Source organism: Mesorhizobium sp. C395A (genome assembly GCF_030323205.1).
GTDB lineage: Bacteria > Pseudomonadota > Alphaproteobacteria > Rhizobiales > Rhizobiaceae > Mesorhizobium.
In genome coordinates this window covers 4,172,262-4,185,711 of record NZ_CP100473.1, presented here as the reverse complement: position 1 = coordinate 4,185,711, position 13,450 = coordinate 4,172,262, and the positions used below count along the sequence as shown (strand labels likewise).

15 protein-coding genes and 1 pseudogene are annotated in these 13,450 nt (G+C 64.4%); 4 read left to right on the top strand and 12 right to left on the bottom strand.

Annotated features, from left to right (window positions below; all coding sequences use genetic code 11):
* Positions 1-167: 167 nt before the first annotated feature.
* Positions 168-1,124 (bottom strand): SDR family oxidoreductase, encoded by a 957-nt coding sequence (locus NLY37_RS20495; RefSeq protein WP_023742765.1) that lies wholly within the window; start codon positions 1,122-1,124, stop codon positions 168-170.
* Between the two features lie 94 nt (positions 1,125-1,218).
* On the opposite strand from NLY37_RS20495, the gene NLY37_RS20490 reads away from it, so the two are divergent.
* Positions 1,219-2,127 carry a LysR family transcriptional regulator gene (locus NLY37_RS20490; RefSeq protein WP_023742766.1) on the top strand — a complete coding sequence of 303 codons (909 nt, stop codon included), beginning with the start codon at positions 1,219-1,221 and terminating at the stop codon, positions 2,125-2,127.
* Here NLY37_RS20490 and NLY37_RS20485 read toward each other — a convergent pair.
* The 3 genes from NLY37_RS20485 to NLY37_RS20475 all read right to left on the bottom strand — a co-directional run bounded on the left by NLY37_RS20485 (position 2,091) and on the right by NLY37_RS20475 (position 4,542).
* Entirely contained in the window at positions 2,091-3,266 is a 1,176-nt protein-coding gene (locus NLY37_RS20485) for an MFS transporter (RefSeq protein WP_023742767.1), read from the bottom strand. The genes NLY37_RS20490 and NLY37_RS20485 overlap by 37 nt on opposite strands.
* Before the next feature lie 157 nt (positions 3,267-3,423).
* Positions 3,424-3,732, bottom strand: a complete 309-nt coding sequence (locus NLY37_RS20480) for a DUF1244 domain-containing protein (RefSeq protein WP_023690051.1) — start codon at positions 3,730-3,732, stop codon at positions 3,424-3,426.
* A gap of 12 nt (positions 3,733-3,744) precedes the next feature.
* Positions 3,745-4,542 (bottom strand): N-formylglutamate amidohydrolase, encoded by a 798-nt coding sequence (locus tag NLY37_RS20475; protein ID WP_023742768.1) that lies wholly within the window; start codon positions 4,540-4,542, stop codon positions 3,745-3,747.
* 245 nt (positions 4,543-4,787) lie between these two features.
* Between NLY37_RS20475 and NLY37_RS20470 the strand changes: the two genes are divergently transcribed.
* Both NLY37_RS20470 and pyk read left to right on the top strand, forming a co-directional pair.
* Positions 4,788-5,276: a DUF1036 domain-containing protein gene (locus NLY37_RS20470; RefSeq protein WP_023673118.1), complete on the top strand. Its 489-nt coding sequence runs from the start codon at positions 4,788-4,790 to the stop codon at positions 5,274-5,276.
* A complete protein-coding gene (gene pyk / locus NLY37_RS20465) occupies positions 5,273-6,718 on the top strand; it encodes a pyruvate kinase (protein ID WP_023690053.1) in 1,446 nt (481 codons plus the stop codon). The genes NLY37_RS20470 and pyk overlap by 4 nt, the downstream gene beginning before the upstream one ends.
* 8 nt (positions 6,719-6,726) lie before the next feature.
* Here the strand turns inward: pyk and NLY37_RS20460 are convergent.
* The 4 genes and pseudogenes from NLY37_RS20460 to ykgO form a co-directional block, all read right to left on the bottom strand.
* A pseudogene (locus tag NLY37_RS20460) lies at positions 6,727-7,190 on the bottom strand (hypothetical protein).
* 5 nt (positions 7,191-7,195) lie between these two features.
* Positions 7,196-8,260: an alpha/beta fold hydrolase gene (locus tag NLY37_RS20455; protein ID WP_023673115.1), complete on the bottom strand. Its 1,065-nt coding sequence runs from the start codon at positions 8,258-8,260 to the stop codon at positions 7,196-7,198.
* 249 nt (positions 8,261-8,509) lie between these two features.
* Complete coding sequence (locus NLY37_RS20450; RefSeq protein WP_023684032.1) at positions 8,510-9,091, bottom strand: tetratricopeptide repeat protein; 582 nt, start codon at positions 9,089-9,091, stop codon at positions 8,510-8,512.
* Positions 9,092-9,204: 113 nt separating this feature from the next.
* The gene (ykgO, locus tag NLY37_RS20445) at positions 9,205-9,330 is read right to left on the bottom strand and encodes a type B 50S ribosomal protein L36 (protein ID WP_006327841.1); all 126 of its coding nucleotides are present in this window, start codon (positions 9,328-9,330) and stop codon (positions 9,205-9,207) included.
* 241 nt (positions 9,331-9,571) lie between these two features.
* On the opposite strand from ykgO, the gene NLY37_RS20440 reads away from it, so the two are divergent.
* Complete coding sequence (locus tag NLY37_RS20440; RefSeq protein WP_031215498.1) at positions 9,572-10,000, top strand: lysozyme inhibitor LprI family protein; 429 nt, start codon at positions 9,572-9,574, stop codon at positions 9,998-10,000.
* Between the two features lie 38 nt (positions 10,001-10,038).
* On the opposite strand, the gene NLY37_RS20435 is transcribed toward NLY37_RS20440, so the two are convergent.
* The 4 genes from NLY37_RS20435 to NLY37_RS20420 form a co-directional block, all read right to left on the bottom strand.
* The gene (locus NLY37_RS20435) at positions 10,039-11,115 is read right to left on the bottom strand and encodes a 5-(carboxyamino)imidazole ribonucleotide synthase (RefSeq protein ID WP_023673112.1); all 1,077 of its coding nucleotides are present in this window, start codon (positions 11,113-11,115) and stop codon (positions 10,039-10,041) included.
* A complete protein-coding gene (purE, locus tag NLY37_RS20430) occupies positions 11,112-11,609 on the bottom strand; it encodes a 5-(carboxyamino)imidazole ribonucleotide mutase (protein ID WP_023708578.1) in 498 nt (165 codons plus the stop codon). Before purE ends, NLY37_RS20435 begins: the two co-directional genes overlap by 4 nt.
* Before the next feature lie 74 nt (positions 11,610-11,683).
* A complete protein-coding gene (locus NLY37_RS20425) occupies positions 11,684-12,889 on the bottom strand; it encodes an aminotransferase class V-fold PLP-dependent enzyme (protein WP_023673110.1) in 1,206 nt (401 codons plus the stop codon).
* Between the two features lie 20 nt (positions 12,890-12,909).
* Positions 12,910-13,371, bottom strand: a complete 462-nt coding sequence (locus NLY37_RS20420; RefSeq protein WP_023673109.1) for a RidA family protein — start codon at positions 13,369-13,371, stop codon at positions 12,910-12,912.
* Between the last annotated feature and the right edge of the window lie 79 nt (positions 13,372-13,450).

Here is a 13,450-nt window from a genome sequence, read left to right as displayed (position 1 = left end):
GGTGATGGTGATCTCGCGGACCGTTATAAACAGTCTCCTCATAATGACCATCCGGTTGCTGATTTCCAGCGATTGGGCCAGCACCGCGAGAGAGATTTTTGTCTAAAGTCTTTGTTTTGATGCATGTCGTTGTCCCAGAACCGCGCACACTTCTGGGCGACATGCATTTAAGCGGCGTCTTTTGCACGGTCGAGGCTGATGCCGATGTCCTTCAAGGCCTCGGCCACGGCCTCGTCCAGCGGCGTGTGCGGGACTTCGCCGATGATGCCTTCCAGCCGGTCGGACACGAGCCGGTGCGGTTCGAAGCGCAGATAGGACATCGAGACGATCTCGCGCCACATCGCCACGAACGGGCTGCCGGCGCGCAGCACCCACCAGGACATGAAGGTCAGTTTCAGCGGACGGCCCAGCGCCTTCTCGGCCGCGGCCTTGATGTCCATGTCGGTGACGGCGTGGCCGGGGAAGTTGAGCGCCTCAAAGAAGCCGAGCTTGCCCTGATTACGCGCCAGGCCGACGAAGCCGATGGCGAAGTCCGGCAAATAGGCCCATTCATGCACGAGGTTGGCCGGGCCAGGCGCGGTGTAGACGCCCTTGCTCATCTTGGCGGCGACGACGAGGTCGAACCATGATCCGCTGCCGGTGCCGCCGAAGAAATCGCCGGCGCGCAGGATGATGGTGCGGACGCGGCCGGCATTGGCCTCGCGGCGAAACAGCGCTTCCATGGCGCAGCGGATGCGGCCCTTCTCGGTGGTCGGGCGGAACGGCGTGTCTTCCGTGACGAGCTGAGGCATCGGCGAGCCGTAATTATAGACGGTGCCGGGGAAAAGTTGCAGCGCGCCATTGGCATGGCAGGCGGCCATGACGTTCTCCGCCATCGGCAGGCATTTGCCCCAGTCGGTGTAGATCGGGTTGAGGCCGTTGAAGACGATGTCGACACCCTGCGTGGCGCGGATCAGCGCCTCGCGGTCGAGTGCATCTCCGGTGACGGCGGTGGCGCCCTTGAGTTCGGCCGGCACCTTGCCGGTGCGGGTGACGGCGCGGACGTCGAAACCGGCGTCGATGAAGGCCTTGCCAACCACGCGGCCGAGCCGGCCATTGGCGCCTAGAATTGCGATCTTGGTCATTTTTCTTCTCCGTGTCTTGTTTGCACGGCGAATATGATGCGTTCATACGCGAATGAAAATTGACTATGGATGCAGATTTGTTATTCATAAATGAATGGAAGACATCGACTGGAACCTGATCAAGAGTTTCGTCACCGTGGCGGAGACCGGCAGCCTGTCGGCCGCGGCGCGCAAACTGTCGGCCAGCCAACCGACGCTCGGGCGTCACATCGGTGAGCTCGAACAGGCGTTGGGCGTCACCTTGTTCCGGCGCGGGCGGCGCGGCTATGCGCTGACGGAAGCAGGCGCCACGCTGTTCGAACGCGGCAAGGCGGTGAGCGAGCAGGCGAGCGCGTTCTCACTATTGGCATTGGGCTCGGTCGAGGCGATCGAAGGCACGGTGCGCATTGCCGCCAGCGAGGTGGTGGCGGCCTATGTGCTGCCGAAGATGACGGCGCGGCTCGGCATCGAGGAGCCCGGCATCGAGGTCGAGATCGTCGCCTCGAACCAGGTCGAGAACCTGCTGCGAAGGGATGCCGACATCGCCATCCGCATGGTCAAGCCGGCGCAGAACGAGCTGACGGCGCGCAAGGTCTGCGATATCAAGCTCTGCTGCTGCGCGGCGAAATCCTATCTCGACAGGCACGGACGCCCGCTCAAGCCCGCCGACCTTCTCGACCACCCGCTGATCGGCTTCGACCGCAGCGACGAGATGATCCGGGGCTTTACCCAGGCCGGCATCCCCGTCACCCGAAGCAGCTTCCGCTTCAGGGCCGACAACCAGATCGTGCTGTGGGAAGCGCTGCGGGCGGGAAACGGCGTCGGTCTTGGCCAGGAGCCGCTGACGGACAGCGACCCGTTGCTGGAAAAACTGCTGCCCGGCCTGCCACTGCCCAGCCTGCCGGTGTGGCTTGCCATGCATCGTGACGTGCGCACCAGCGTGCGCATCCGCCGCGTCGCGGATTTCCTCTATGAGGAGCTCAAGCGCTATTCGGCGGGGGCGGCCGCGAATTCGGCGCGGTGAGCGAGCCCGGCCATCAACAGCACGACGATCAGCAGCGCCGACATGGCGACGAAGATCGGGCCGAAGCTCGAATGCTCGGCGACGAAGCCGATCGCCGACGGCGCCACCAATATACCGGAATAGCCCATGGTGGTGACCACGCTCATGCCGGTGCCCGACGACATGCCTTCCTGGTTGCCGCCGGCCGAGAAGATGATCGGCACCATGTTGGCGATGCCGAAGCCGCACAGGGCAAAAGCCGCGATGGCGATCCAGGGCGAAGGCGACAGGCCGGCGACCAGCATGCCGGCGGCGGCGACCACCGCCGAGCCGCGCAGCGTCGCCACCGCGCCGAAGCGGTTGCGCACGCCGTCGCCGAAAAAGCGCATGACAGCCATGACGCCGGAGAAGGCGGCGTAGGCAAGGCCGGCGATGGCGAGGTCGGCGCCGAGCTCCTGCCGGAGATAAAGCGCTGCCCAGTCGAGCACGGCGCCCTCGGAAATCATCGTCAGCAGCGCCATCAGCCCGACAAGATAGACCAGCGGGTTGGCCGGCAGCGTTAATTTATGATGCTCGGCGACCTGCGGCTTGTCCTCGGCGATGAGGTAGCCGACCGCCACGGCAATGACGGCAAAAGCAATGACCGTGACTACAGCCGCATGGGCGAGGTGGCCGTAAGTCTGGATGGCGTAACCGCCCAGACCGCCGCCGGCGAAACCGCCGAGGCTCCAGAAGCCGTGCGACGACGACATGATGGCGCGGGAGAGCCGGCGCTCGACCACCACCGCATTGGCGTTCATGGCGACATCCATGCCGCCGATCGAGCCGCCGAAGATGATCATGGCGATCGACGCCAGCGGCACGTTGGGCGTCAGCGCCACGACCAGCAGGCCGAGGCTGCCGCACAGGCCGAACCAGCGCAACACGGTGCGCGAGCCATGCCTGGAGATCAGATGGCCGCACCAGCTCATGGCCGCGACCGCGCCGACGCCGAACAGAAGGATCAGCAGACCGAGGGTGAATTTCGAGATGTCGAGCCGGGTCAGGAACACCGGAATCTGCGGCGCCCAGCTGCCGGTCAGGAAGCCGTTGGCGAGGAAGATCGCGGCTACGGCCCATCGCCCGCGAAGGGCGCTCTGCATGGTGTCTTGCGCGTCCATGGTTCGAATCCGGTCAAGGAATGGCTTTGCGCGGCAAATTAGATCGATTCAATTTCTCGTCAAGCGCCTTTCTCTTCGTCATCCTACGGTTTCCGCGACGTCGCTTCGCGACTGCTCCACCCTAGGATGACGAAGTCGCGTAGGGCCTAGCCAATCGTCAATGATCCCTCGGCCGCCTCGCCTCGAATTCCGCCTTCTTGGCGTCCGAAGCCTCGGTCTGGTTCAGCGCCTGCCATTGCGCATAGGGCATGCCGTAGACGATTTCGCGCGACTGATCCTTGCCGAGATCGACGCCCTCAGCCTCGGCCGCTTCGCGATACCAGTTCGACAGGCAGTTGCGGCAGAAGCCGGCGAGGTTCATCAGGTCGATGTTTTGCACATCGCTGCGCTCGCGCAGATGCTCGACCAGCCGGCGGAAGGCCGCGGCCTCGAAATCGCGTTTCTGGTCGTCGCTGAGTTCGGTCATTTTCTTGGGTCCTCACAGCGGCCCGGTGCGCGAGCCGAACATCTTCACCTGATGTATATCGGGACGGCGGTCGATGGCGTCAACGATCGGCGCCAGCCGTTGCGCCCAGGCCAGCGCTCCCTTGCTGTCTGATATCAGGTCCTGGCGGATCTCGATCAGCGCATGGGCAAAGCCGTTGACGATGGCGTGCTTGAACATGGTGTCGCCGCGCAACGCGCCGTCATAGGGTTCATTGTCGCCGACGACGAGGTTTTTATCCTGCGCCAGCATGTCGATCAGCGGCCGCGCCGCGCGGTCGTCGAGGTCCCACAATATGCCGACATGCCAAGGGCGGATGAAGCCCTGCATGACAGGGGTGAAGGAGTGTACGGAGAAGATGAACGGCGCTTTGCCTGAGGCGTGCGCCACCGACGCGATCATGGCGCCGACCGCGTCCTGATAAGGCCGGTAGAAGCCGTCGAGCCGCCTTTCGCGTTCTTGCGGCGCCATAGGGTAGTTTCCCGGCACGACGGTGCCGTCATAGAGCTGGCGGATCAGCGTCGGGTCGTCCTCGCCGCGATTGGGATCGATCAGCAGCCGCGAAAAATTGGCGATCACCGCCGGCACGTCGAGCGCTGCGGCCAGTTCGCGCGTCACCGTCTCGACACCGATGTCGTAGGCGATATGGCGATCGAGTTCCGCCGCCGGCAAGCCGAGACTGCCATACTCCTCCGGCAGGTCGCGGCGGGCATGGTCGGCGACAAGCACGATGCCTCGCTTGCGGTCGCCTTCGACGATATCGAAAGGCGCGAAAACTGTGGATCGGGTCATTGGCTGGAAAGTCTGTTCGCTGGCTTCCGGGGAGGGTGGTATCGTCATTCCCACGAAGAGGACTGTTGCGCAATGCCGTTGTTTGGCCACGGTTTCTGCGAAAATCCTGTGACGCGCGGCGTATCGCGTGTCGGGGGCCTTTCTAAATCGATTGGAATTGGACAGAACGGCGCGTTGACATGCGCCCGGACTTTTCCGAAAAGGGGCGTTGAGAGATGCAGATGACGTTATTGAGGGGTTTCGGGATGGGTTCCGCCGGCAGGCCGCGTGCGCGCACCGCCTTTGCCGTGCCGCTCCTGACCCTGACGCTAGGGCTCACCGCGCTGGTCGCGGCCTCGCCTGCCCGCGCCGATTTCCGCGTCTGCAACGCCACGCAGAACCTGGTCGGCGTCGGCATCGGCTACCGCGCCAAGGCAGGCTGGATCACCGAGGGGTGGTGGCACATCGAAGGATCGAGCTGCAAGACGCTGATCGAAGGTCCGCTGTCATCGAGGTTTTACTATCTTTATGCAGAAGACGCCGAGCGCGGCGGGCGCTGGGATGGCCCGATCAACATGTGCGTGGCCGAAAAAGAGTTCAAGATCGCAGGCGTTACCGATTGCGTCGCCCGGGGCTTCCAGCGCGCCGGATTCCAGGAATATGACACGGGCGAGCAGGCAAGCTGGATGGTCCAGCTGACCGATGAGTCCACAACGGGAGGCGCTCCAGCCGCCCCGGGAACAAACAGTCAATGAGACGTAGCCGCAAGGTCAAGATCCTCGCCACCATCGGTCCTGCCTCCTCGTCCGAGGAGATGCTGCAGAAGCTGTTCGAAGCCGGCGCCGATGTCTTCCGCATCAATATGAGCCACACCGATCACGAGCTGATGCGCACGCTGGTCGGCCGCATCCGCGCGGTCGAGGAAAAGGTCGGCCGTCCGATCGGCATCCTGGCCGATTTGCAGGGACCGAAGCTGCGCGTCGGCAAGTTCGCCAACGGCAAGGAGGTTCTGACGCCGGGCCAGACCTTCACCCTCGACAACAATCCCGAGCCCGGCACGTCGACCCGGGTCTACCTGCCGCATCCCGAAATCCTGAGCTCGGTCGAGGCCGGCCACCGTCTGTTGATCGATGACGGCAAGCTGGAGCTCAGGGCGGTGAAGAGCGACGGCAAGTCGATCACCTGCGCGGTCGTCGCCGGCACCACCATTTCCGACAAGAAGGGCGTCAGCCTGCCCGACACGGACCTGCCGGTCGGTGCGCTGACCGAAAAAGACCGCAAGGACCTCGATGCGGTGCTGGCGGAAAGCGTCGACTGGGTGGCGCTGTCGTTCGTGCAGCGGCCGGAGGATTTGGCGGAAGCCCGCAAGATCGCGCGCGGCCGGGCACTGATCATGGCCAAGATTGAAAAGCCGCAGGCCGTCGCCCGGCTGGCCGAAATCATCGAACTCTCCGACGCGCTGATGGTCGCCCGCGGCGATCTCGGTGTGGAAATGCCGCTGGAAGCGGTGCCCGGCATCCAGAAGCAGATCACGCGCGCCGCGCGCCGCGCCGGCAAGCCGGTGGTGGTCGCCACGCAGATGCTGGAATCGATGATCACCGCGCCGGTGCCGACCCGCGCCGAGGTCTCCGACGTGTCGATCGCCGTGTTCGAGGGCGCCGACGCCATCATGCTTTCAGCCGAATCCGCTGCCGGCGCCTATCCGGTCGAGGCGGTGGCGATGATGAACCGCATCGCCACCAAGGTCGAAACCGACCCGACCTATGCCGGCATCATCAACGCGCAGCGCTCGGAACCGGAAGCAACCGGTGCCGACGCCATTTCGCTCGCGGCCCGAGAGATTGCCGAGACGCTGAAACTGTCGGCGATCATCACCTATACGGCGTCGGGCACCACGGGCCTGCGCGCCGCGCGCGAGCGGCCGCAAGTGCCGATCATCGCGCTGTCGCCGATCCTCAACACGGCGCGGCGGCTGTCGCTCTTATGGGGCACGCATTGCGTCGTCTCGCCCGACGCCAGCGACCTCGACGACATGGTCGACCGCGCCTGCCGCATCGCTTTCGAAGAGGGGTTCGGTCAGCCGGGCGACCGCGTCATCATCACGGCGGGCGTGCCGCTGAGGACGCCGGGTTCGACCAACATGCTGCGCATCGCCTATGTCGGGTCGGACGTGCAGGCCACCCGCAACATAGGTTGACAGAGGCTTCAACTCATCACAGTTCGCAGCGCTCTTGCCGCACCTTCGGCGTGATCGATACGCTGAAGGAAGCGGCGTGCGCGAGGGATTGGGTCATAGAGATACTGATCCGGGCCGCGCATCTTTCGCCGGTTGAGGTCGGCGGTGTCGAGCAGGTCGAAATCGACCCTTTCCAGCGTGCAGTGCCAGCCTGCGCTATGCGAAGCCCATCCCCTTCCGTGGTGCTGCAGAAGCCGCTCTCGGCTGGAATAGCCGTGATAGTCGAAGGCGATCACGCCGTTGGTCGCGTAAATATGGTTCCCGGAAAAGCCCTCGCCGGGAATGATCCGTTCGCCGTAAAATCCTTCCAGAGGAGCATGCTCGAGAAAGGCGCCAGCAAGAATGGCGCACGCGCCATAGCCGAAGAAGATGCGGTCCGGCAACGCCCATCGCTTCTCCGGGTTTCTTTGATGCCGTGTTTCAGGACATACATTGCGATCAGGTCGGGGCCAGTTCCGCGTCGGGCACGGTGATGTCGGGGCATCGCCCCTCATTGTAGGCGTCGCCGGCGATGCGTGCTTCCACGGTTTTTGCCATTGCCTGCAGGTCGACGACCTTGCCGGCGACTTTCTTGATCGCGCCGACGACGAGGTCGGAGGCGATCCAATCCGGCTTGTGGCCGAGATTGTGGACCCAGATCAGTTCGGCGCCGGGGATGTCCCTGACCAGGCCGACCGAATGGATCGAGGCATAGACCACCTTGTCGCGGTCGCCCGAGATGACAATCGTCGGCGCTGTGATGTCGCGGTAATGCGGCGCGGCCTTCAGCGTATAGTCGTAGAGGCCGGCGACATCGATGGCGTTGGCGCGGAAAGCGCCGGGACGCAGCACCAGCGGAATCGAGGCATTGCCGACATAGCCTTCCGGCACCTTGTTGGGAGAAAACACGCAGGCCGTGGCGCTGTCCATCTGCAGCGTGCCTGCCGGATAGGTCAATGTCTCCGAGAACAGCCAGCCGATGATGGGGGTGGCGGTCAGCTTGTAGTACCAGGCGGTCGCGCCGCCCGGCCAGGGGTGGCTGACCGGCGACAGAAAGACCAGCCCGAGCGTCTTCTCCGGGTGTTCGCGGCCAAAGGCGGCGGTGATCACGCCGCCAAAGGAATGGCCGACCATGATCGCATTGTGGATGCCGAGACGGTCCATCAGCCTGGCGATGGTGTCGGCCTGCGCCGACGGGCTCTCATTGCCGGGGCCGCGTGCCGACCAGCCAAAGCCCGGCCGGTCGAGGAAGACCATCTCCGCGCGGCCTTCGAGCAAAGGCCTGATCGGCAGCATCTGATCCCTGAGGTTGGCGCTGGCGCCGTGGATGAAGACGATGGCCGGCAGCTCTGCATTTTGCGGAGCCGGCACGTGGACATAGTGGATGCGGGTGCCGTCGATGTCGGCAAATTCGCCGGCCGGCGGGTTGCGCCACTCGATCAGCCACGCGCCGGCGCGGGTGACACCGGCCAGGGCAAAGACGAGCGCGAGGAGGAAGGCACAGGCGGCGTAGATGAGGTTCATGCGCGGAGATACGGCGGTGGAGAGGGATAAGTTCTAGGGAGCAGGGAGTAGTGAGTAGGGAGTAGTGAGTAGTGAGTAGGGAGTAGTGAGTAGGGAGTAGGGAGTAGGGAGTAGGGAGTAGGGAGTAGGGAGTAGGGAGTAGGGAGTAGGGAGTAGGGAGTAGGGAGTAGGGAGTAGGGAGTAGGGAGGTGGCGTCTCGACCAATCTTCTCTACTGACTACTCGCTAATCCCTAATTCCTACTGCCTAATCAAATTCCTTCGCCGGCAAGCTCTTCCGAAATTGCCGCGACCTGGTCCTGGGCGCTGCGCATCATCGGATAGATGGTAAGCACCTTCTGCCAGGCTTCGAGCGCCGATTGCTTGTGGCCGGTGGCGGCCATGATCTGGGCCAGGCCGGAAAGCGCGCCGAAATGGCGCGGTTCCAGCTGCAGCGTCTGGTCGATGTCGGACATCGATTTCCCGAAATTCTTCATCATGTAGTGCACGGTGGCGCGCCGGTTCCAGCCTTCGGCATATTTTGGCTGCAGGATGACGACCTGGTCGAGGAAGTCGAGGGCGACGTCGAACTTCTGGTCGTCCATCGCCTTTTGCGACCATTGCATCATCAGGTCGATCGAGGCGCTGCCGGACTGGAACCATTCGCCCCAGATGCGCCCGGCGATGCGCTCGGCCGCCTTTTCGTTGCGCTCGCGCTTCAGCTCGGCAAACAGTTGGTCGAGCCTGGCTTCCCTGGTCAGGGCAACCGGCGGCTTTGCCGGCGGATCGTCCGCCGACGCCGGAGCGACGCCGAAAAGAAACAGGGTCGCCAAAAATGCAAAAAGAATCCGCATCACCGGAATCTAACCCCGGACGGCGGATCGTCAAACTGAAATTAGCGTGAAAGTGCCTGGAACCAGGCAATTACCATCGTATGGACGGAGACAACGAGCCTCCGGCCGAACACTCAGCCCTGGCGCGCCTTGTAGCGTGGAGCGGTCTTGTTGATGATGTAGACGCGGCCCTTGCGGCGAACCAGCTGGTTGTCGCGGTGACGCGCCTTCAGCGCCTTGAGCGAATTCTTGATCTTCATGGTCTTGCCCGTCAGTCTGGGCCCTATCCGGGCCGAATTATTAAGGCGCGCCTGAAAAGCGCGCCTTGAACTTGCGGTGGCTCATAAACGAGGAGCCTTGCCCGTGTCAACCGCAAGCGTGCTGGATAGAGGCCGAGAATGGCTTTGGCCATCAAATATCCGCCATCTCGGCTCCACGCCATTGCGCAGCCGAAGACGGGCTGGAATGGTGCGGCACCCGCAAGCCGATTTGGAGACCTCCATGCGCCTGTTGTTTGTGTCCGCCTGCCTTGCCGTTGTGGCAGCGGCATCCACCGCGCAGGCGCAGGAATGCGACCGCAACGACGACAGCCAGCAGATGATGAACATCTGCGCCGGCGAGGACTATCAGGCGGCCGATGCCAAGCTCAACCAGGCCTACAAGGATCTCGTCGGTCGCAACGACGACAAGGGCAGGAAGCTGCTGCAGGTCGCGCAACGCGCCTGGATCGCCTTCCGCGACGCCGAATGCGCCTATGCGACGACAGACAGCGAGGGCGGCTCCATCCATCCGATGGAGGTTTCACAATGCCTGACCGAACTGACGGACCAGCGCATCAAACAGCTCACCGCGGGCGCCAATTGTAGGGAAGGCGATGCGAGTTGCGCCAGCCCCGACGAAGACGGGGATCTGAACGACGAGCTGCAATAGGGCTCGAGCCACGCCCTCGCGCAAAGTGCCGGAATGGCTTAGCTACGGCGGCTGATGCGCGTGAAATGGCCCATCTTGCGGCCTGGGCGCGCTTCCGCCTTGCCGTAGAGATGCAGCATCAGATCGGGCTCGGCGAGCAAAGCGGGTACGCGCAGCACATCGTCGCCGATCAGGTTTTCCATGATGCAGTTTGAATGCCGGCCAGGGTTGCCCAGCGGCAGGCCGGCAATCGCGCGGATATGCTGCTCGAATTGCGAAAGGATGCAGGCGGCTTCCGTCCAGTGGCCGGAATTGTGCACGCGCGGCGCCATTTCGTTGGCCAGCAGCGTGCCATCGGCAAGAACGAAGAACTCGACGCCGATGACGCCGACATAGTCGAGGGCCGCCAGGATTTTCGCTGCCGACCCCTGTGCCGTCGCCGCCGTCTCCAGCCTGATCTGGGCCGGCAGGGTCGAGGTATGCAGGATGCCGTCGCGGTGGACGTTCTCAGCCGGATCGTAGGCGGCGACCGCGCCGTCCAACCCGCGCGCGGCGATGACCGAGATTTCGCGCTCGAAAGCGACGAAGGATTCGAGGATCAGCGGCACATTGCCCATGGTCTCGCATGTGCCGGCAAAGCCGCCCGTCTCCATGTTGCGGAAGACGCGCTGGCCCTTGCCGTCATAGCCCATGCGGCGGGTTTTCAAGATGCCGCTGCCACCGAACTCTCTCAGCGCCGCCGTCAGCTCGTCGTCATTGTCGACGGAGCGGAAATCCGCTGTCCTGATGCCGATGCCGTTCAGGAATAGCTTCTCCGCCACCCGGTCCTGGGCGACTTCCAGCGCCCTGGGCGGCGGATAGACCGGGACCTTGGCGGCGAGCGCGCCGGCAGCCGCTACCGGCACATTCTCGAATTCGTAGGTGACGACGGCGCTGACTGCCGCCAGTTCGGCAAGGGCGTCCGCATCGTCATAGGCGGCGGTGATCTGGCGGTTGGCGACCTGAGCCGCCGGGCAATCGGCCTGCGGTTCGAGGATAATTGTGCGGTAGCCGAGGCGCGCTGCGGCAACAGCCAGCATGCGGCCGAGCTGGCCGCCGCCGATGATGCCGATGCTCGATCCCGCGGGCAGGCTCACGGCGCGTCCGTCGGTTCGGTGGCGACCCTGGCGGTTTGGGCGGTGCGCCAGGCATCCAGGCGGGCGGCAAGTTTTTCGTCGTGCAGCGCCAGCACGGCGGCCGCCAGAAGGGCGGCGTTGGCCGCACCCGCCTTGCCGATGGCAAGCGTGCCGACCGGAATGCCGGCCGGCATCTGGACGATGGAGAGCAGCGAATCCTGGCCGGACAGCGCCTTCGATTCGACCGGCACGCCGAACACCGGCAGCGGCGTCATCGCCGCCGTCATGCCGGGCAGGTGGGCGGCGCCGCCGGCGCCGGCGATGATCACCTTGTAGCCGGCCGCCTTGGCGCCTTTGGCGAAATCATAGAGGCGGTCCGGGGTGCGGTGGGCGGAGACGATCAGCCGCTTGTGCGGAATGCCCAGCGCCTCCAGCGTTTCGGCGGCGTGGCGCATCGTCGCCCAGTCGGACTGGCTGCCCATGATGATGGCGACGTCGGCGCGGTGGTCGGTCAAGCGCATGCTCCCGGCGGTAAAGGCGCGCCTTAGCGGAATTCGGGCTGGCCCGCAAGGATGGCGGCCGCCGCAGCCTAGTCCGGCCAGCGCAGGGCGCCGGATGAATCCTTTCGCGGCTGTCTCATCGCATCCGCCGGCCTGTCGGCCGCGGTGAGCACGGCGCGGAGGCGTTCGGCGACGATCTCGGCCTCGCCTGGGTGCAGGTTGCACGGGTCGAGGAAGAAATGGCCACGCTCGACTTCGTGGTTGCGCACGATGATGGGCGGCGATCCGGCCGCCAATGCCGAGGCGAGGCCGGCGGCACTGAAGCGGCTTTCGGGGGAGACGAAGATCTGCAGCCGGTCGAGCGGATTGGCGGTCGGGTCGGGAATGATGTTTGCGACGATGCCGGGTATTCCCTGCAGCGAATCCCTCCACAGATGGAGCGCCGCTTCCTCGCGTCGGCGGATGCCGGCATGGTCGCGCTTTTCCCAGGCTTCGAGCGCCGCCATCGTGCCGGCGATGCTTTCCTTGCCGACCTTCATGGCGCGGGCGACGCCACGGTTTTGCAGATAGGCGGCGCGGACGAGATCCTTGCGGCCGGCGACGATGCCGCTGGTCGGCCCCGAAAGGAATTTGTGGCCGCTGTAGACGACGATGTCGGCGCCGCGCGCCAGGAAGCTGCGCAGGTCATATTCGGAAGCCGCATCGACGATCACCGGCACGCCCCTGGCGTGGCAGATATCGCAGAATTCCTCGAGGGAAAGCATGCCGTATTGCACGGTGTGGTGCGCCACGACGTAGAGCGCCGCCGCCGTGCGCTCGTTGATAGCCTCGCGCACATGATAATCCTGCGTGACGCTGACCGTGCCGGCCGGAATGACCTTGGCGCCGGCGACGCGGATCGACTGGTCGATCGGTGCGCCGTAATTGACGATATGGCCGAGCTGGATGACGACTTCGGACTTCAGCCCTTCGGTATCGTCGGGCAGCCGTTCGATCGCCAGCAAATTGGTGCCGGTCATCGCCCCGGCGATCGCCATTGTGATGCCTGAGGCGCAGCAGGCGGTGATGAAGCCGGCCTCGCCGCCGGTGAGGCGGGCGGTGATCACGCTTGCGGCGCGCTGCAGATCGTCCATCTCCACCCATTGCGAGGCGATCTCGGCCATGGCGCTGATCGCCTCGGGAACGATGATCGAGGCGCCGAGCGTCGTCATCGTGCCGGAGACGTTGATGATCGGCCGCAGTCCCAGCCGTTCACGGATCGTGGTGTTGGAGCCGGTGTCGGAATAGGTTTTCATGTTCAGCAATCCCTTGACGGTCAGGCGGCGATCTCGACGACCGCTTCGATTTCGACGGTGATGTTTCCAGGCAGCGAGCCGACCCCGATCGCCGAGCGGGCATGGCCGCCGATCTTGTCGAAGACGCTGGCGAACAGGTCCGAGCAGCCATTGACCACTTTCGGGTGGTCGCTGAAGGTCGGCGTCGCATTGACGAAGCCGAGCAATTTGACGACGCGCACGATGCGGCCGAGATCGCCGGCGGCGGCGTGCATGACGGCGAGCAGGTTGAGGCCGGTGAGGCGGGCATGCTCATAGGCCTGCTCGACGGTGACGTCCTCGCCGACCTTGCCGGTGCACAGCGTGCCGTCGGCGCGCAGCGGCCCTTGACCCGAAAGAAAGATCAGCCGGCCGCTTTCCGCATGGGTGACGAAATTGGCGATCGGCGTCGGCGGCTCGGGCAGCGTTAGGCCGAGCTCGGCGAGCCGGATGTAAGGCGTCATGGAAGAATTCTCCTTGGGCCGGCCTGTTGTTTTACGCAATTCCCAAGGGAAAGCGCTTCGCGCTTTTCCCGGGAAAACC

What these genes read in the sequence shown, in the direction of transcription:
- NLY37_RS20495 (WP_023742765.1), bottom strand. Translation starts at nt 1,124, where the DNA reads ATGACCAAGATCGCAATTCTAGGCGCCAATGGCCGGCTCGGCCGCGTG.
- NLY37_RS20490 (WP_023742766.1), top strand. Translation starts at nt 1,219, where the DNA reads ATGGAAGACATCGACTGGAACCTGATCAAGAGTTTCGTCACCGTGGCG.
- NLY37_RS20485 (WP_023742767.1), bottom strand. Translation starts at nt 3,266, where the DNA reads ATGGACGCGCAAGACACCATGCAGAGCGCCCTTCGCGGGCGATGGGCC.
- NLY37_RS20480 (WP_023690051.1), bottom strand. Translation starts at nt 3,732, where the DNA reads ATGACCGAACTCAGCGACGACCAGAAACGCGATTTCGAGGCCGCGGCC.
- NLY37_RS20475 (WP_023742768.1), bottom strand. Translation starts at nt 4,542, where the DNA reads ATGACCCGATCCACAGTTTTCGCGCCTTTCGATATCGTCGAAGGCGAC.
- NLY37_RS20470 (WP_023673118.1), top strand. Translation starts at nt 4,788, where the DNA reads ATGGGTTCCGCCGGCAGGCCGCGTGCGCGCACCGCCTTTGCCGTGCCG.
- pyk (WP_023690053.1), top strand. Translation starts at nt 5,273, where the DNA reads ATGAGACGTAGCCGCAAGGTCAAGATCCTCGCCACCATCGGTCCTGCC.
- NLY37_RS20455 (WP_023673115.1), bottom strand. Translation starts at nt 8,260, where the DNA reads ATGAACCTCATCTACGCCGCCTGTGCCTTCCTCCTCGCGCTCGTCTTT.
- NLY37_RS20450 (WP_023684032.1), bottom strand. Translation starts at nt 9,091, where the DNA reads ATGCGGATTCTTTTTGCATTTTTGGCGACCCTGTTTCTTTTCGGCGTC.
- ykgO (WP_006327841.1), bottom strand. Translation starts at nt 9,330, where the DNA reads ATGAAGATCAAGAATTCGCTCAAGGCGCTGAAGGCGCGTCACCGCGAC.
- NLY37_RS20440 (WP_031215498.1), top strand. Translation starts at nt 9,572, where the DNA reads ATGCGCCTGTTGTTTGTGTCCGCCTGCCTTGCCGTTGTGGCAGCGGCA.
- NLY37_RS20425 (WP_023673110.1), bottom strand. Translation starts at nt 12,889, where the DNA reads ATGAAAACCTATTCCGACACCGGCTCCAACACCACGATCCGTGAACGG.
- NLY37_RS20420 (WP_023673109.1), bottom strand. Translation starts at nt 13,371, where the DNA reads ATGACGCCTTACATCCGGCTCGCCGAGCTCGGCCTAACGCTGCCCGAG.